Below are 19,045 nucleotides of genomic sequence, written 5' to 3' on the forward strand. Positions count from 1 at the left end.
AAGCGATGTAGATTTGACCTTGTTGACTGTAGGTACTTATAATTACTCCTATACCATTACTGATGGCAACGGATGTACCAATACTTCTACAGTTCCAGTAACTGTTCAACCAGCTCCGGAATCAGGTAATTACGTAGGAACACCATTCCAAGTATGTGAGGATCAAGCTGCGGCAAATTCGCCTTATGACTTGTTCAACTTACTGGATGGTACCCAAGATACCAATGGAACCTGGTATGTAGGTGCTGATACTACCGGTGCTACCATTATGAACCCAATTGATCTGGCTACCTTAGGAACCGGAACATTCGACTTTACTTACTCTGTACCGCCGATTGGCACTTGTACGGATGTAGATGTTACGGTTCAAGTAATTATTGATGCAAATGTAAGTGCTGGGGTCGCTACGAATTATGAAATATGTGATGACCTACTTGCCGCCAATTCTCCACTCGATCTATTTGGTCAACTTTCTGGAAATGATGTTGGAGGTACATGGACCGATGACGATGCTACTGGAGCTTTGACAGGCAGTGATGTAGACCTCACTCAGCTGGCGGTTGGAAGCTACGGATTTACTTACACTGTTACCAATGGAAATTGTACAGATAGTGTCAGTCTGATGGTTGACATTCTTCCCGCTCCTGATGCTGGAAGCGCTTCTGATTTTGAAATTTGCTTGACAGATATCGCTCCTGGACAACAATTAGATCTGTTCAATCAGCTTGCAGGGAATGATGCAGGTGGTACTTGGTCAGACGATGATGCGACTGGAACTTTAACAGGCAGCATTGTTGATTTGACAGCGCTAACGGCTGGAAGTTACGACTTTACTTACAGTGTATCTCCATCGGCAGCATGTAACGCAGATACAGCGACTCTTTCCGTTATTATCAATGATATTGCCGCTCCTGTAGCACCAGCTTCACAGGAATTCTGTGATGCTGCGACAGTTGCCGACCTTACAGCTACTGGAAATATGATACAGTGGTATGCAGATGCTGGTCAGAACACTTTACTTACAGCGACGGATGCACTGATGGATGGCGGTGATTACTTTGCAACGCAAACTGATCCAGTTACAGGTTGTGAATCTGCTATGGCTACACAAGTTAGCGTTGTTATTAATACGAGTTCTAATGCAGGAAACGCTGTTCCATTGTCGGTATGTAATAACAATGCTTCAGTAGATCTGTTTACTGCCCTAGACGGTACGCAAGACGCTGGAGGATCTTGGATAGATACTGATGGAACTGGTGCAGTTACCGGAAGTAACTTCAACGCAAGTACGGTGGCTCCAGGAGTTTATAATTTTGAGTACATGGTTACTGGTATAAGTCCTTGTCCAGATGCTTCAACTGTAGTACAAGTAAACGTGGAAGTACCTGTTACCGCTGGAAATGATGCCTCGGTCGATCTTTGTTCTGACAACGGCACTGTTGATCTGTTTAACAGCTTAGGAAGTGCTGATATTGGTGGAACCTGGAGTCCTGCTTTGGCGAGTGGTACTGGAGTGTTTGATCCTTTGATCGACACGGCAGGTGCGTATTCGTATACGGTTTCAAGTGCTTGTAATATGGATACAGCAACTATAAACGTAACAGTTACACAAGCCCCTAATGCAGGAATGGACAATGTGATTTCTTTCTGTACTTCTGATGCAACGGTTGACTTGTTGACCCAACTGGGTGGAACTCCAGACGGTAATGGTACTTGGAGTCCTATGTTGGCCAGCGGTACCAATATTTTTGACCCTTCGGTAGATACTGCTGGACTCTACACGTATACAGTAAGTGCTACTGGACCCTGTACCACAGATGATTCTGCTACTTTGGACATCAGTATAGCATCTACCTCCGAACCAATGGTAGTGAGCAACTCGTTGAGTTTCTGTGTCACAGATAACGCCATGGTAATGGATCTCGATGTGGCTGTCACCGGAACAACGATCCAATGGTACGATACTGCGACGGCTCAGATACCTCTGGATCCTACCGACGACCTGGTTGATGGCGCGACTTATTTTGCTACCCAGACTGGTGCAAATGGTTGTGAATCTGCTACAAGAGTTAGCGTGAGCGTAAGTGTAGGAGATGCACCTACCCCAACTTTGGAGACTGGTGGGAATGTATTTTGTATTAATGACCAACCAAGTCTTTTAAATCTGACCCAGAACATCATAGAATTTGACTCAACCCAAGACAACGTCAGTTGGTATGATAGCATCAGTTCCACCACGGTTTTAGATTCGTCACAGCTTCTTGTGGATGGTGCTACCTATTACGCAGTTTTGATTGATCAAGCAACTGCTTGTGAAAGTAGTCAGCGACTGGAAGTTACAGTTGATCTTTCTGGTTGTGGAACGGTATCGATTCCTGATGGTTTCTCGCCAAACGGTGATGGAGTAAACGATGTTTTTGATATAGACAATATTGAATTCCTTTACCCCAATTATGAATTGGAATTCTACAACAGGTATGGGAATTTGGTTTACGAAGGATCTGCTGGAACCCCAAAATTCAACGGTTTTAGTAACCAGTCGGCCTTATTAAGTTCTGGCGAACTTCCTGTGGGTGTGTATTATTATATCTTGAAGTTCAATGACGGGTCTACTCAGCCCAGACAAGGACGAATTTACCTAAGCCGCTAATCACCCAAAGAGATCAACAAGATGAAAAATTTAAGAATGAAACAATTACTCATTGTATTGGTTTGCGGAATTTCTTTGGGCGCTTTTGCTCAGCAGGATCCACAATTTACCCAGTACCGTTACAATCAAAACATAATTAATCCCGCCTATGCGACCGACAATTTAGAAGAAGTCAATGTAGGCGTATTATATAGATCACAGTGGGTCGGATTGGAAGGAGCTCCAAAGACTGCCTCTGCATTTATACATTATCCAGTAAGTGATCGGGTCGAATTAGGACTGTCATTTACCAACGATGATATAGGGAATGTGGTTACAGAGAACAATATCTATGCAGACTTTGCCTATGTATTACCAGTAAGTGATGAAGGAAAGCTATCCTTGGGAATCAAAGCTGGTGTTACATTGTTTGATGCCAACTTTGATGGATTTGAATTACAGTCCGGTGGTAGAGATACAGATGTAGCTTTTAATGAAAATGTAACCCAGACTTTTCCTAATGTTGGTTTGGGAGCCTTTTATTTTACAGATAGGTTTTATGCAGGATTATCTGCACCTAACCTGTTGACTACAACCCATCTTGAAAATGAAAACGGTGTTCAGGCGACTGGAGTTCAAGATATTCATTTTTTCTTGACCTCAGGTTATGTAATGGATATCAACAATGACCTCAAATTTAAACCTGCTTTTCTGTTGAAAGGTGTCAAAGGTGCTCCGCTGTCGTTGGACTTAACCGCCAGTTTGTTATTCAATGAAAAATTTGAGGCGGGATTAGCTTACAGATGGGATGATGCGGTCAGTGCATTGGCTAGTTTCCAAGTGACCGATGATCTGAAATTAGGATATGCCTATGACTATACAACCAGTAATCTGGGTAACTATAATTCAGGTTCGCATGAGATTATCCTATTGTACAATATCAAAACTAAATTCTGGAGAAATGGTTACGATCGTTCCCCAAGATTCTTCTAATTCAACCATGAGAAACATGAGATCGACATTATATATCACGATTGTGTTACTGGCCGGGAGCTTTTTCGCGAGCGCACAGGAATATAATCTACGTCAAACCAACAAATTGTTTGAGAATCGTGCTTACAGTGAAGCCATACCTAGTTATGAAAAGCTGGAACCTACTCAAGAAGTGCTGCAAAATCTTGCCGACTCCTATTATTTCACTAATCGTTTAGATGATGCGGCTGCAACTTACGATGAGTTGGTGTCCAAGTATGGAGAAATCGCTGATACGGATCGTATTTATCGTTATGGGCATTCTTTATTGGCGGTAAAAGAATATAAAAAAGCTGATCAATACCTCAAGTTTTACTTGGGGAGTTCTTGGAATACAGAAGAGTATATTTACGAACTCAATAAGACCACTCCTCATGTGTTTGACGTTGTAGCACTTGACAACAAGGGGTCTAAGTCTGATTTTGGTATGAGTATGATGGAAGGTGATCGTGTTGCTTTTGCCTCATCCAGACAATCCTCTGAGGATGTTTATTCTTGGAATGGATTGCCTTACCTAGATCTTTATGAAGCCAGATTGGAAAATGGTACCAAAATCGTAGGAGCCAAAGCATTTCCAGCGACCATTAATACGCCTAATCATGAAAGTAATGCAGTTTTTGCTAGTGATGGTAAAGTGATGTACTTCAATCGTACCAGTGAAAAGCGTACCAAAGTAGATGGTGTCAAAGTTGCTAATATTAAAATATACCGAGCAGAAATGGTGGATGGCCAGTGGAGCAATGTTACTGCCCTACCCTTCTCTAGCGACACGTATAATACGCAACACCCAAGCGTGAGCAAAAACGGAAGACATCTTTATTTCTCTAGTGATATGCCTGGTGGATACGGAGGCTTTGACTTGTACCAGGTCATTATTAATGAGGATGGAACTTATAGCGAACCTAAAAATATGGGGGCAGCTATCAATACACAATTCGAAGAGGTATTTCCTTATATCAGTAAGATAAATACACTGTATTTTTCTTCCAATGGGCGACCAGGATTGGGTGGTTTAGATTTATACCGAGTAGATATGATCAATGGTAAATTTGGTAGCCCGATCAATTTAGGAACGACCATTAATAGTTCTTGGGACGATTTTGCCTATATCGTTGACGAGAATAAGGATATGGCCTATTTCTCTTCCAATAAGGACGATGGGATTGATAAAATTTACCGAACCTCCAGGAAAGAGAACATATTGACTAAATACCAGGTGGCTGGAATTGTTAGAGACAGTGTAAGCAACGAGCTATTACCAGGTTCATTGGTAACCTTAATGGATGAAAGAGGTACCGTATTGGATGATATGATTGTAGGTGAAGATGCAGCTTATCTCTTCAAAATTGATCCGAACAAAAAATACACGGTACGTGGGACACGTAAGCTTTACATTCCTGTAAATGTTGATTTTTCTACCGACAAAGATGGGAAGATCAGCCATGATATTTACTTGACCCTGCTTTCTTATAAAGATGCTGAGGAGCAAATAAAGGAAGATCGCAAAGGAGATGTTCAAGTCCAACTGGATAAGATTTATTTTGATTTTGACGAGGCCGTTATCCGACCACAGGCTGCGGAAACATTGGATGAATTAGTAGCCATCATGAAAAAATATCCAGATATGGAAATAGAGGTTTCTTCTCATACTGACGCCCGTGGTCCTGAAGAATATAATTTGATGCTGTCCAAACGACGCGCCAAGTCAACGGTGGACTACTTGATAAGCCAGGGAATTGATGAGAGCAGATTGCGAAGTATAGGTTATGGTGAGATGCAACCCTTGAATGATTGTGTGCGTGGAGGTATGTGTAGCGATGAAGAATACGATATCAATCGCCGATCTGAATTCAAGATCATACAATAAGTATTTAATTGTTTTTTATTAATCCCATATCCAAAAGATATGGGATTTTTTTTCGCGAAAGCGAAATGACCAGCATTGACCAAACGCATCTTTTTTAAAAGGTAAATCTTTCCCAAAAGCATCATAAGACTTATTTAAACCCCCATCGATTGATGTAAATGATAAGTATATTGAATAAAAATTATATATCATGGATATTCAATTCAACTATCAACATGTCTCTGGAAGTGATGAACTAGAGGCGTATACCAAAGAGAAACTTCAAACCATTGCCGAGCGATACAACTGGGTGACTAGAGCAGATGTTTTCTATCGAACTGAAAATACAGCGAGCGATGAAACCGGAATGATTACTGAAATAAGGTTGAGTGCTCCAGGCCCCAGGCTTTTTGCTGAATCTTCCAATGCTACTTTTCACGAATCGGTCAATAAAGTTGTCAACCAGCTCAAGACACAGTGCGAAAAAAGAAAAGCAGATCTAATATCTCATCAATAAACCTATGATTTCTATAGCTACCGACCCCAGGCAACTGATCCTGATATACAATTCAGTACAAAAAAATCACCGTGAAATCCATGCCTATGCCGTAAGCGCCGATAAAAATTTGCTTGCCATTGATGTTTCGAAAGACAAGGTGGCTGGTACGGTATGGACGGAAATTGCAGATTTATTACAGGTACGAGTGAGAGACCTGATCCATACAGATCATGCGATTTTTGAGGAGAAATACGGTAAAAATCATGATGTCGATTGTGATGGTGCTATAAAGATTTTACAACACGAACCTGATATGCTTATTTTTCCTTACTTAATCAGAGGCGGTCAGGCTAAAGAAACTAGACTCTATTCTGATGTTTTGGAATTTTTTGATAATGATACAGCTGAGGTAAGAATACCTTAATGCTTCATTAAAACAAACTTTATTTAAAGCTTCATTTCTTCTAGATTTGGAGCTTTATATTTATTACCTCCCTTTTATGATTGTTTGGATTGCCTTTGTCGTCGTCGTTTGTATTTTCCTAGCGCTAGACTTATTTGTATTTAATAGAAACGCTCATGTCATTGATACCAAAGAGGCATCAAAATACACAGCGCTTTGGGTAGGAATTGCCTTGTTGTTTACCTTTGGAGTGTATTACATATACGATGAGGGCTTAATTGCTAACCCAGACAATCTCGGTGCCTGGAATGCTGCCTTAAAATACCTTACAGGCTATCTGATCGAGCTTTCCCTGAGTATCGATAATATTTTTGTCATTGCTGTGATCTTCAAGTCCTTTGGTATTCCGCAGAAATATCAACATCGGGTGTTATTTTGGGGAATTGTTGGTGCCTTGGTGTTTAGAGCACTCATGATCCTTTTTGGTGTGGCTTTGATCAGTCAGGTAAGCTGGATGACTTATGTTTTTGGTGCATTTCTTCTGTACACAGCTTTTAAAATGTTGACCAGCCATGACGAGGAGTTCGATCCTGAGCAATCGGCTATATACAGGTATGCTCGCAAAATGTTTCCAGTGACCGACCGATTGGAAGGACAAAAACTCTTTATTGTCAAAATGGGTAAGCGTATAGCTACCCCTTTATTTCTGGCCTTGGTGGTCATCGAGTTAACGGATGTATTGTTTGCCCTGGATTCTATTCCTGCTATATTGGCGATAACTGCAGATCCTTTTCTGGTTTTTTCCAGTAATATATTAGCTATCATGGGATTGCGTAGTATGTATTTCTTCTTGTCTAACTTGCTGGATAAATTCCAATACATTCATTATTCATTAGTCGCTATTTTGGCTTTCGTCGGTATCAAAATGATATTGGTACATCACGTTCATTTTCCAGAATGGTTGTCTTTAGGCGTCATCTTTTTAGCATTAACCGTAGGTGCCTTATTTTCTCATTTCTATAAAGCAACGCCTGCAGACAAGAAAGATCAAAAAGAAACGCTCAACACCGAAAAAGACATCTAGGTTGTACCATTTGGTTTCAACTTCGTCAACCCTATTCCGTTTTTAATCGACTGCTATATCTAAAGATTGGAGTTTTATCGATTTTTTTAACATTTAATTGAAAACCACAATTGTTTTTCCTACGTAAGTAGTGAAAACAAGTACCATGATTCAATTTTTTTATGTGCACGTACCTACCAATCAGAAATTGGAAAGCTTTACGGAAGAATTAATACAACCTTTGATAGAACAAGACCTGATCCAACGGGCAGATGTGACTTTCAAAAAAATTATTGATATAAAAAATAGATGCCGAGAAGTGGTTACCATCAATGCCTATATTGATCATACTGTTGTACACTGTGAGGTGGCATCATTGACTTTCAAAAAATCGGCAGTTAAAGTAACCGACTTAATAAGAAATAAAATTTGCGGAGAAGTACAGTCAACTCTTATGTCGGCCTAATTAATACTATTTATTGCTTAAACTAAAATCGGCATCTGTAACAAGTTTTACAGATGCCGATTTCTTTAAAGAAAATAAACTTACCTACATCAATTGACGCAGTTCTTGAGCGGGCAATGATTTTCCATATACCTCCTGATCTACTTCCATTTTAGTGGTCTCGGCAAGATCTCCTGCATACACTGGTTCAAAACCTATATCGCCAATCAGTTGTGCGGCAACATTTTTACTGGTTTCATCTTGCGCGGCAAATGGAACTGCCACCTTATCTACGTTTCTCCAGGCCATATCTTTGATGTGTTGAGCATGTATAGTATTAAAAGCTTTGGCTGTACGAGCTGTGTTAAATCTGGTGGCCACATACTCACTACTATTGCGATTACTATCTCGCACTTCTTGCGCCATCTGACCGTCCCTTTCTGGGTACGGATTGGTAGCATCGATAATCACTTTATTTTTATATTCCCCAGCATACAATTCTGCTATTTTATCAACTGCATTAAATGGAGTTGCTAGTAGGTAGGCATCTGCATTTGCTTCCCATGCTTCTGCCACACTTACCGCTTTGGCATTACCTTCTGTTTCTCTTACCAGATCTTTTAATTGATCAGGATGACGTGAGCTGAACAAAATTTCGTGTCCAGCTTTAGCCCAGTGTTTACCGAGATTTCCTCCAATATTTCCACTTCCTATAATTCCAATTTTCATAACATTTTTTTTTAAAAGATTTTACTTTTCTAATTCTGCCGTTTCTCTATAATTCCCATTAAAAACGAAATCCTCTTGAGGTTTCCGCTTTCTTGGACCTTCTTCCGCATCCCTTAAGTCTTCCGGAACATCTTCTAAGGATCCACCATAATAACCCAGTGCAATAGCGGTAGCTACGTGAAAATCCTCAGGGAATTCAAATTCTTTTTTGGCTTCCTCATAGTTAATTCCTGCCATTTGATGCATCGCAATCCCCATGCTTTGGGCTTGTATGGCCATATTGGCTGCAAACTGCCCTAAATCATGCGGCGCATGGTAATTGTCGTCTCCTTTAGGTGTTTTTGTATGGATCACACCCAGTAGTAGCACAGGTGCATTTTTGGCCCAATTTTGATTGAATTCCATTAAACATTCCATGATGCGATCATAAGTATCACTTCCCTTGACACCCCATACGATATGCCATGGCTGAAGATTATTTGAACTTGGTGCCCAACGTCCTGCTTCAAAAAGTATTTGTAATTCCTCATGTGAAATAGGTTGCTCAGAAAAAGTTCGAGGACTCCATCTGTTCTTGATTACATCAAGAATTTTATGGTCAGTTGGTGTGTCTTTTTTAATGATTGTTTCTGTTGTACTCATATTATAAGGTTTTAGTAGGTTCTGTTTTTGTAAGATTTCGTAGAATAGACATCCGCTCTAATTCGGTAATATCAAATTGAGGCTTACCGTGAAGTGGTAAGAAGTGTTCAAATTCGATAGACATGGATCGCCAGCTTTCTGTAAGTGCTAGATCGTTTTGCGGATTCTCAATGATAGGCCGTTCAAAATAATAGGCATTGTTATCATATGGTGCTCCAACTGCACTATCGCCCACAAACAGTGCCTTATTGATGCCACAATAGATGACTATAGAGCCACTGGTGTGACCTGGGGTATGAAATATACTCAAGTCAAATTCTTTATAAACATCGTGGTAACCTGTTATGTCGAGGGCTCCAGTGCTCTGAGAATCTAGCGGATGAATGTAGACTTGTGTCTCAAATCGATTGGCAATATTGGACAAAGTATCAAAGCTCTGCCCAATCAAATCACTATGGGTCAATAGAATTGCTTTGATATCGTATCCGCTTTCGCGAAAGCGTACCAGCTCCTGCTCATGTTCTTTCCTTACCGTATCAATAAGGACGAGGTCTTTCCTATTGCGATGTCTTATGGCATAAGCGTTGCCAAACCTGTTTTCAAGTTTTTCAAATTTGAGCAAAAAAGTATCCGGTAGGATTTTTACCGACTGACCAAAAACTGCGGTACGCAACTCGTCCAGCCTGGTGAATATATCCACATTATCATCCTTATCCATTATCTTTTTATTTAAAAGTAAGGATGAGTTGATGCGGAATCTTTGGATTTAAGAGACTTTAACCAAGGGCTTAATAGTGTTTTAACTAAAAGCCTCAAAAATATTAAGCAGAGTTCCTGCTGGCATTGATATTCCCATATAATGATCGGGTGACCATACGTTCATAAATGTCCCGATCTTGGCTTTTTTGTTCTCGATTCATGTCCTGAACCTTTTTTAATGCATACTGTTGTATGGTTAAAAGCGGCAATACAATATGTTCACGGGCCTGAATACTGGCTTTTCCTGCGGGTTCATTTTCCATGAGTTCCTGCATGCCCGAAATTTTCAGCATATATTTTTTAGAACGTTCATATTCTTCATGTACGAGGTTCCAAAAATCACCATACTCTGGATCATTCTGCATATAAGCAGTTAAACCAAAGAATGACTTCGTTAAACTCATCATGCTGTTATCCAACAAGGTACGGAAAAACCGGTTGTTTCTATACAGCTGTTCAGCCGATTCCCATTTACCTTCGTTGGCAATGCGTTCCAAAGCAGTCCCTACACCATAAAAACCAGGTACATTTTGCTTGAGCTGACTCCAGGAACCCACAAAAGGAATGGCCCGAAGATCAGAGAATTTTAATTCGCTACTACCTCCTCTTTTACTGGGTCGACTACCGATATTTGTTTTGGCATAGTATTTCAGCGTACTCATCTTCTCAAGATAAGGCAGGAATTTAGGGTGAGCTTTAAAATCGGTATAGGCTTGATAACTTGTTTCAGCCAGTTCCTGCATGGTTTGCCGGTCTTCTGGACTCAAGTCATTTTCTTCATTGGCATACACCGCATTGCTTACTCCACTACTAAGTAATTGCTCAAGGTTGTACTGACAACTTTCTAAGGTACCGAACTTTGAACTAATTGTCTGACCTTGAATAGTTAACTGTATTTCCTTGGCTTCGATTTTGGAGCCCATTGAGGCATAAAAATCATGTGTCTGACCCCCACCTCTGGCTGGTGGTCCTCCTCTACCGTCAAAAAAGACGACATCTACATCAAATTTCCTGGAAACCTCAGTGAGGGATTCCTTCGCTTTGTAAATACTCCAGTTGGCCATTAAATAACCTCCATCCTTTGTTCCATCGCTGAATCCTAACATGATGTGCTGTGTATCTCCCATGCGCTTGATATGGTCGCGATAATGTTGATTGGTATAGAGTGCTCCCATGACCTCTTTGGCAGCTATAAGGTCTGGTACGGTTTCAAATAATGGCACAACATTGATGGGTGGTTCTTCCATACCACACAGACGTATCATCGCGTAAACCTCCATGATATGGGATATTTTTTGGGTGTTTGAAATGATGTAACGATTACATCCGGCTCTACCATTTCGTTCTTGGATGGTTTTAATGGCCTGAATACTACTCAAGGTGCGCTGGGTATATTCGTCCTTAAAGTCTGCCGGATTGATCTCGCCTTTAACTTTTACAAGCACGTTTAGTTTTTCTTGCTCACTAAGACTTTGGTAATCTTCAGGCAGACCTTGCACTTTTTTTTCACCTTGCTCGGTAGCGGCGTATTTCAATATTTCGTCGAATACCGCATCATGGGCACTACTATCCTGGCGAATATCTAGTGTAGCAAAATGGAATCCGAAAAGCTCGATCTTATGAATAAAACTTTCTACGCGGTCCATAAACAGCGCGTTGTGTTGATCCTTCAGAATTTTTTTGATCTCGGTCATCCTGTCGATCATGTCCTGAGGTGTAAATTCGAAAACCTCCTCTTCAAAAATTGCTTTATAGCATAAGGCTTCTAGCTCACTCAAACGTTCTTCCACCCCTTTAAAAGTAAGCCTCCTCCTCAGTTTCCTTAAGTCTCTATAGTAGTTCCTAAAAAGAGTAGCCCTCAATCTTTTGGCGACATCTAGGGTGATTTCAGTAGTTACAAATGGATTCCCATCCCTATCTCCACCTGGCCAAAAGCCAATTTCTACAATTTGGTTTTTAAAGTCCTCCGGATTTGGGATATGGGTTTTTAAATAATCATAAATGTTCCCCATGGCATGATAAAACACATTCTCCAAATACCAGATCAGGCTGATGGCTTCATCGTAAGGTGTGGGCTTTTCTTTTTTAAAGAACGGAGTCTTTCCCAATTGTGCTAGCAAGAGCTTTACTTGCTGTATGTTATTTTTCTTCACAGCGGTGCCTAGATCATTGATGATTCCCAACACAGCGCCTGGATAGAATTGGGTGGGGTGAGCGGTTAAAACAGGTCGTACCTTGAATTCTTTGAGGTACTGAGATAGCGCCTCGGTTTTATTTAATGCTACTGCCTCGTCCTTGATACTACGTAAACTACCTCTACCATCTAGGTTATTTACTTTGCCGAAGGCAGCATCTTCAATGGCATCAAACAAAACTACCTGACGTTCTATATATTGAATAAACCTAAACAGCATGGCATCCCGTTCTTCCTGCTTACTGTCACGCATATAGCGCTCAAAGAAATATTCAACAATCTCTGTAGGGTTCTTTCCTTTATCGTAACCGCGAATGCACAATTCGTGAAACAGCGGTAACAGGCCTCCCGTATTTGATATTCTATCAAAGGGAAGCGTCATGAATATACCGTTAAAGATTTGGTATTTAGATTCTACTTCGTTTCTAAATCTTTCAATTCTGGGTAGTCTAGACATGTTTTAAGTTTGAGAGGATTCGGTCGTGGAAATCTTTTTATTTACAATACGGATGGCATCTTCCACGGTTTGCATCTCTTCCATATCTGGTTCCTGTAACATGATGTCAAATTCGTCTTCTACGTCAAGGGCAATATCTACCAGGTGTGCGCTGTTGATTCCCAAGTCTTGCATCAAATGGCTGTCGCGTTGAATAGCATCTGCAGATACATCTTGGGGAAGATACACTTTGACAATGCGGAATAAGGATTCCTCGATTTGTTGGTCAGTCATGTGTAATAATTTTGTAGTAAGATAAATGTACGATCTATCTGGCAGAATGATCAAGGATTTAGGACAGTCTTTGCAATACTTTCCACGCAAACCTTATAGTTGATTGAGGTTTTGATTACTTGATTGCAGCAGGCTTTAAATTAAATGTTATAATTTGATAACAAGTGTTTTAGTCCAGCTTTACCAGTTGCTTTGAAAACATTTATTTTCTGGTCATTCGTGTATCAATCCCCCTGAAATTTAGAGCCAAATCAAGTATATTTACATCATGGAGATCCCTGATTTATATCAACTACAGCAAACATTTTTTAAATCCAGAAAAAGCCTGGAGATCTCCTATCGGGTCAACAGTCTGCAACGACTCCAAAACTTGTTATCCAAACGTGAAGAGGAAGTGTATCAAGCACTGGCAGAAGACCTGGGTAAAAGTAAATACGAGACTTTTTTGACAGAGTATCAAGTAGTATTGAGCGAACTCAAAAAGTTTATTTATCACACAAAAAATTGGTCCAAGCCCCAAAAGGTCAAACCTTCCCTATTTAATTTTCCCTCCCATGCCAGGCGATACCCTGAGCCTTACGGAAACACCTTGATCATATCGCCTTGGAATTATCCTTTTCAGTTGGCACTGGCGCCATTGATTGGAGCGGTAGCGGCAGGAAATACGGTGATCCTTAAGCCAAGTGAGTTCTCATCTGCTACTAGTACTTTACTCAATGAATTGATCAGCGAAGCTTTTGAACCAGGCCATGTGAGCGTGGTTCTAGGCGACGCTACCATCGCACAGCAATTGACTGGGCTACAATGGGATTACATCTTTTTCACAGGAAGTCCAGGTGTTGGAAAAAAAATATACCAAGCCGCAGCCCAATACCTTACACCCGTCACACTCGAATTAGGCGGTAAAAATCCTTGTGTAATTGATCCTAGTGCGCCTATTCCACTCACAGCACGCAGAATTGTATGGGGTAAATTTCTCAACGCGGGACAGACCTGTATCGCGCCGGATTATTTATTGGTGCATCATACGGTTAAAGACCAATTGATAGAATGCATCAAAAAGGAAGTGGAAAAGGCTTTTGGTACGGATCCAAAAAACTCTCCCGACTTTCCCAGAATTATTAGAGAAGCGCATTTTGATCAACTGGTCAATTATTTGGAAGGGCAAACCTGTCTGATGGGGGGCAATCACGATAAACAACAGTTGTATTTCTCGCCTAGTCTTTTGGACGAACCCAATCGTGAATCAGCGGTCATGCAAGGTGAGATTTTTGGCCCGATATTACCTGTCATCTCCTATAAAGATCAACAGGAGGTGGTCGATTGGATTGAAAGCTACCCAAAGCCTTTGGGCGGTTATTGTTTTTCAAAAGATAAAAAATTTCAGCACTGGTTTATTCATCGTTTTTCCTTTGGTGGCGGAGTCATCAATGATAGCATCGTGCAATTTGTCAACGACCGCGTGCCATTTGGAGGCGTTGGGAACAGCGGTATCGGTAGTTACCACGGTAAAAAGACTTTTGATACCTTTTCGCATTATAAGGGAGTGATTCATCGCGGTACATGGTTGGATTTGCCCGTTCGCTATGCCCCCTACAAAGGTAAATTCAAAAAAATGAGGTCCTTACTCACCTGGCTGTAAGTGGCACCTATTGAGGTTTAATTTACTCTATTCATTTCAGCACTATTTAGTGTTACCCAGCGGAATCCTGATAGCGCTTAAAAAATTTGGCTTATCATAATTTAGGGTTAAAGTAAGTGAGTTTCGCTTTCGCGAAAGCGCAAACCATAGTATCTTTAAAAGAAAAAATGATTAAAGAGGGAACAAAAGTACAATGGGATTGGGGCAACGGAACGGCTGTTGGTAAAGTGCAATCCACATTTACCAAAGAAGTAACCCGCACCATTGAGGGCAATGAAGTGACCCGAAAAGGAGAGGAAGGGAATAAAGCACTGTACATTAAACAAGATGATGGCGCTAGTGTTCTCAAATTAGAAAGCGAAGTCAAACGAGCAGATTAACTGACAAAGTATGTATTTGACATCAACCACCACATCAAGTTTGTTATGGCAATGGTCCACCGGCATGGTGATTTCGTCCATTTTACTTGCAGTCTTAGTCATTTCTGCTGGGGTTTGGTTGTACAAACACCGCAACGGATCTGATGGTGGGAGTACGATTTCAGTCAAGGTAGATCGCAATGGGAAATATCATTATGATCTGATTCCAGACTCAGAGAATGGTAATCTTTTGGTATGGATTAAAATTATTCTGGCCATCATTGCATTGGCCATCATTCTGCTTCCTTTTAAACATATTGTCTCAAGACCTTAATAAATTCCAGCTATGGCCGAGTTGATCAAAGTCTATGACGACCATCCTAACCCAAAAGATCTCAAACGTATTGTAGAAGCCATGAGGGATGGCGCACTAATTATTTATCCTACCGATACGGTTTATGGTTTAGGTTGTGACATCACCAATAAAGGTGCCCTGGAAAAGGTAGCCCGTTTGAAGAACGTCAAATTGGACAAAGCCAACTTTTCATTTATTTGTGAAGACTTGAGTAATCTGAGCGAATTTGCCAGTCAGATAGATTCTGCAACTTTTAAGCTCTTAAAAAGAAATTTACCAGGACCTTACACCTTTATCCTCCCTGGCAGTAACAATTTACCTACCTTTTTTAAAAAGAAGAGGACGGTTGGGATCAGAGTTCCCGACAACAATACGGCAACTTCTTTGGTTCGCGCATTAGGTAACCCTATTATTTCAACGTCTATCAAAGACGAGGACGATGTGATTGAATATACTACGGATCCCAGTCTTATCCTGGAAAAATGGGGCAAACTCGTGGATTTTGTCATCGATGGCGGCTACGGAGGAAACGTAGGATCTACTGTTATCGATTTAACCGGAAACGAACCTGTACTGATCAGGGAAGGTAAAGGCAGCGTGGAGCTGTAATCTCGGTAATTGCAGATATCTCGGCATTTTAAACAGAAGAATCATTTCATCGCTGGCATGGTAAGCTTAGAAGATCCGTTACAGGTACCTGGCAAATTCTTATTTATTTCATATTTCACAATTTATTACAAACTTTAGGAGAGTGCTTTATTATCTTAACTGATCAAATAAAATACTATGCCATATTTACAGAAAACTACGGCTGGACAAGACGCCGATGTACAAATTTATTATGAAGATCACGGTAGCGGTGATCCAATTATTTTAATTCATGGATGGCCATTGAGTGGTGCCATGTGGGAATATCAAGTTCCTGCTTTGATCGATGCTGGTTACCGGGTCATCACCTATGATCGCAGAGGTTTCGGTAGATCGTCAAGACCATACAGAGGTTATGATTATCATCATATGGCTTTGGATCTGAAGGATTTGATCGATAGATTAGATTTGAGCAATGTAACCTTGGTAGGATTTTCTATGGGTGGTGGTGAGCTGGCCCAGTATGTGAATACATTTGGTAATCAAAAGTTGTCAAAACTAATATTTGTTAGTTCGATCGCTCCATACCTTCTAAAAACTGAAAATAACCCTGACGGCGCTCCTGATGAAGTCTTTAAAGACATGGAAAATAATATAAAAAATGATCGTGCTGGTTTCTTAAAAGGATTTGGTGATGCTTTTGTCAATTATGAAGAGAATAAAGATCGGGTATCACAAGGCCAGTTAGACTATAATTTTAATATCGCTGTAAACGCCAGTCCAAAAGGAACCTTGGATTGTATCAATGCTTTTGGTCGTACTGATTTAAGACCTGCGCTAGAAAAAGTAAATGTTCCAACATTATTTATACACGGTGATGCCGACCAAGTCGTACCTTTGAAACCCAGTTCGCAACAAGGGCATTCTATTGTCAAAGATTCAAAACTAGAGATCATCTCAGGTGCGCCACATGGATTGTATGTGACACATTCCGAAGAGTTGAACAACATATTATTGGATTTCCTCAAGGGCTGATAGTTTTTACAATAACAATCAAACTCCCAAATTAGATTTTGGGAGTTTTTTTATGGCATTTAAGTTTTTTATCGGTAAAAAGACCTTGATAGCAAGGCTTAAAAGTAAAATACTTGTATTATCAGGGAGGTTGGATATATTTGTTTTTTAAGACTTAATTATGATTCAGCCCACCAAGCGACTTTTAATGGTCGCAGCCCTATGTCTCGGTAGTTTACTTTATGCACAACGAGACAATCCAACCGATGCAGATAAAATTCTCGCCAAAGAACTCCTCGCTGATTACCCAGACGATGAGGTTGTCATTAAAAATCAAGATATCTATATCAGTTTTGATAAAAACAGATCCTCTGGTAAAGTAGAAGCTACTGTATCAAAGCATATCACGTTTTTTTCTATTTCTAATCGCGCAACTATAGGCTATTCCACAGGTTATGACAATGAATCAAGCATAGAAAAATTGGAACTACGCTCTCGAAGGGACCGTAAACAAGAATGGGAAATTGAAGATGAAGCCTATTCTGACGAGTCTATCTTTCACAACGATTACCGTGTTCAGTTTGGTAAGTTGAATTTCCCTCTTCAAGGCTACACGCTAAGTGTGGAAGAGGAAAAAGAATATCAGGATATCAAATATTTGACCAGTCAGTATTTTGTGGAGCCTTATCGAATCATTGAAGGTACTGTTACTTTTAAAATACCTTCTTGGCTAGATTTGGAAATCAAGGAGTTTAATGTGGATACGCATGATATAAAAAGAACTGAAAAGGAGGAAGAAGATTTCCGCCTGGTCACCTATACCTTAAAGAGGATTCCACCTAGTAAAAGGGAATATCTTATGCCAGGTAGTTCTTACGTTTATCCACATGTTTTGCTGTTGTCCAAAAGCTTTATAGATTCATCAGGAGAAGAACAAATCCTTTTCAAAGAAACCAAGGATTTGTACGCATGGTATAGACAACTCGTCAATGAGGTTAAGATTGAAGAATCTGCCATTGATGAAAAGGTTCAAGAGCTCGTTCAAGGACTTGAAAAGGATGAAGAAAAAATCAAGGCCATTTATTACTGGGTTCAAGACAATATCAAGTATATCGCTTTTGAAGATGGATTAGCTGGGTTTCAACCTGATGCACCTCAAAATGTATTTGAAAAGCGTTATGGAGACTGTAAAGGCATGGCAATTCTGCTAAAGACAATGTTAAGCATTGCTGGTTTTGACGCTAGACTGGTTTGGATCGGTACAGATCATATTGCCTATGACTACTCCACCCCTTCGCTGAGCGTGGATAATCACATGATTTCCGCAATAATGATTGATGGCGAACCAGTGTTTCTCGATGGGACTGAAAAATTTAACAAGTTTGGATCCTTTGCCACTCGTATCCAAGGCAAACAGGCGATGATTGAAAATGGGGATGATTTTATATTGAAAAAAGTTCCTGAATCTAACGATAGTGCAAACACAGAATCCTATGATGCAAAACTTAATATGGAGGGTGCTGATTTGGTAGCCGATATATCCAGGACGTTTTCTGGTGAAGGGGCTTCTAGTTTCTTGTACAGATTTACTAATGTCCCTTTAGACAAAAGAGAAGAAGTTCTACTAAGAGTCTTAAAAGATGGAAACGAAAACGCTTCTATCGAACTGAACTCCAGTTTTGATCCTGCCGACAGAGATAACGACCTCAGTCTTCAGTATTCTATGAGAGTCAAAAACTCGGTCAGTGAGTTTGACAACACCTATTATATGGAATTAGACCCAGTAAGATATTTGGCAGAAGCGCAACTAGACGTTGACCGTCAGAATCCCCTAATGTTAAGTCACAAAGGTCAAGAAACCAAAAACTTTAACCTCAAGCTCCCTTCTGGCATTTCAGTAAGTTCTTTACCAGAACCTCTGGACATTGACAATAAATATCTTAGGATTAAGAAATCCTATCAACAACAAGGGGATCAAGTTGTCTATACATCTCAAATTGCTATCAAGAAACGTATGATTGCTGTAGAAGATTTCTCACTGTGGAATGAGAGTATAAAACGCCTTAAATCATTTTATGACGAACAAGTAGTGCTTAAAAAATCTTAATTAAAAATC

The 19,045-nt window shown here is 40.3% G+C and carries 18 protein-coding genes; 13 read left to right on the top strand and 5 right to left on the bottom strand.

Annotated elements, in window-relative coordinates:
• The 7 genes from EGM47_RS08445 to EGM47_RS08475 form a co-directional block, all read left to right on the top strand.
• On the top strand, positions 1-2,650 hold a 2,650-nt coding region (locus tag EGM47_RS08445; protein ID WP_164510848.1), incomplete at its 5' end, for a gliding motility-associated C-terminal domain-containing protein.
• 36 nt (positions 2,651-2,686) lie between these two features.
• Complete coding sequence (locus tag EGM47_RS08450; RefSeq protein WP_240642367.1) at positions 2,687-3,622, top strand: PorP/SprF family type IX secretion system membrane protein; 936 nt, start codon at positions 2,687-2,689, stop codon at positions 3,620-3,622.
• A 16-nt stretch (positions 3,623-3,638) separates the two neighbouring features.
• Positions 3,639-5,528, top strand: coding sequence for an OmpA family protein (locus EGM47_RS08455; RefSeq protein WP_124980373.1), 1,890 nt, complete (start codon positions 3,639-3,641; stop codon positions 5,526-5,528).
• 190 nt (positions 5,529-5,718) lie between these two features.
• On the top strand, positions 5,719-6,024 hold the full coding sequence (locus EGM47_RS08460) for an HPF/RaiA family ribosome-associated protein (protein WP_124980374.1): 306 nt from the start codon (positions 5,719-5,721) through the stop codon (positions 6,022-6,024).
• A 4-nt stretch (positions 6,025-6,028) separates the two neighbouring features.
• The gene (locus EGM47_RS08465) at positions 6,029-6,430 is read left to right on the top strand and encodes a hypothetical protein (protein ID WP_124980375.1); all 402 of its coding nucleotides are present in this window, start codon (positions 6,029-6,031) and stop codon (positions 6,428-6,430) included.
• Between the two features lie 76 nt (positions 6,431-6,506).
• On the top strand, positions 6,507-7,493 hold the full coding sequence (locus EGM47_RS08470) for a TerC family protein (RefSeq protein ID WP_124980376.1): 987 nt from the start codon (positions 6,507-6,509) through the stop codon (positions 7,491-7,493).
• A 145-nt stretch (positions 7,494-7,638) separates the two neighbouring features.
• On the top strand, positions 7,639-7,938 hold the full coding sequence (locus tag EGM47_RS08475; protein WP_124980377.1) for a hypothetical protein: 300 nt from the start codon (positions 7,639-7,641) through the stop codon (positions 7,936-7,938).
• Between the two features lie 84 nt (positions 7,939-8,022).
• Here EGM47_RS08475 and EGM47_RS08480 read toward each other — a convergent pair whose 3' ends face one another.
• From EGM47_RS08480 to EGM47_RS08500, 5 genes are all read right to left on the bottom strand, one after another.
• Positions 8,023-8,646: an NADPH-dependent F420 reductase gene (locus EGM47_RS08480; RefSeq protein ID WP_124980378.1), complete on the bottom strand. Its 624-nt coding sequence runs from the start codon at positions 8,644-8,646 to the stop codon at positions 8,023-8,025.
• A gap of 21 nt (positions 8,647-8,667) precedes the next feature.
• Complete coding sequence (locus tag EGM47_RS08485; RefSeq protein WP_124980379.1) at positions 8,668-9,288, bottom strand: nitroreductase family protein; 621 nt, start codon at positions 9,286-9,288, stop codon at positions 8,668-8,670.
• Between the two features lies 1 nt (position 9,289).
• Positions 9,290-10,006: an MBL fold metallo-hydrolase gene (locus tag EGM47_RS08490; protein WP_124980380.1), complete on the bottom strand. Its 717-nt coding sequence runs from the start codon at positions 10,004-10,006 to the stop codon at positions 9,290-9,292.
• A gap of 103 nt (positions 10,007-10,109) precedes the next feature.
• Positions 10,110-12,698, bottom strand: coding sequence for a phosphoenolpyruvate carboxylase (locus tag EGM47_RS08495; RefSeq protein WP_124980381.1), 2,589 nt, complete (start codon positions 12,696-12,698; stop codon positions 10,110-10,112).
• Between the two features lie 3 nt (positions 12,699-12,701).
• The gene (locus EGM47_RS08500; protein WP_124980382.1) at positions 12,702-12,971 is read right to left on the bottom strand and encodes an acyl carrier protein; all 270 of its coding nucleotides are present in this window, start codon (positions 12,969-12,971) and stop codon (positions 12,702-12,704) included.
• Between the two features lie 268 nt (positions 12,972-13,239).
• On the opposite strand from EGM47_RS08500, the gene EGM47_RS08505 reads away from it, so the two are divergent.
• From EGM47_RS08505 to EGM47_RS08530, 6 genes are all read left to right on the top strand, one after another.
• Positions 13,240-14,613 (top strand): aldehyde dehydrogenase, encoded by a 1,374-nt coding sequence (locus tag EGM47_RS08505; protein WP_124980383.1) that lies wholly within the window; start codon positions 13,240-13,242, stop codon positions 14,611-14,613.
• Positions 14,614-14,780: 167 nt separating this feature from the next.
• The gene (locus EGM47_RS08510) at positions 14,781-14,993 is read left to right on the top strand and encodes a hypervirulence associated TUDOR domain-containing protein (protein ID WP_124980384.1); all 213 of its coding nucleotides are present in this window, start codon (positions 14,781-14,783) and stop codon (positions 14,991-14,993) included.
• 10 nt (positions 14,994-15,003) lie between these two features.
• Positions 15,004-15,306, top strand: coding sequence for a hypothetical protein (locus tag EGM47_RS08515; protein ID WP_124980385.1), 303 nt, complete (start codon positions 15,004-15,006; stop codon positions 15,304-15,306).
• A gap of 12 nt (positions 15,307-15,318) precedes the next feature.
• Positions 15,319-15,936, top strand: coding sequence for an L-threonylcarbamoyladenylate synthase (locus EGM47_RS08520; protein ID WP_124980386.1), 618 nt, complete (start codon positions 15,319-15,321; stop codon positions 15,934-15,936).
• 177 nt (positions 15,937-16,113) lie between these two features.
• Complete coding sequence (locus EGM47_RS08525; RefSeq protein ID WP_124980387.1) at positions 16,114-16,950, top strand: alpha/beta fold hydrolase; 837 nt, start codon at positions 16,114-16,116, stop codon at positions 16,948-16,950.
• 160 nt (positions 16,951-17,110) lie between these two features.
• Positions 17,111-19,036 (top strand): transglutaminase domain-containing protein, encoded by a 1,926-nt coding sequence (locus EGM47_RS08530; RefSeq protein ID WP_124980388.1) that lies wholly within the window; start codon positions 17,111-17,113, stop codon positions 19,034-19,036.
• The last annotated feature ends 9 nt before the right edge of the window (positions 19,037-19,045 follow it).

The organism is Nonlabens xiamenensis, from assembly GCF_003865345.1.
Classification (GTDB): Bacteria; Bacteroidota; Bacteroidia; order Flavobacteriales; family Flavobacteriaceae; genus Nonlabens; species Nonlabens xiamenensis.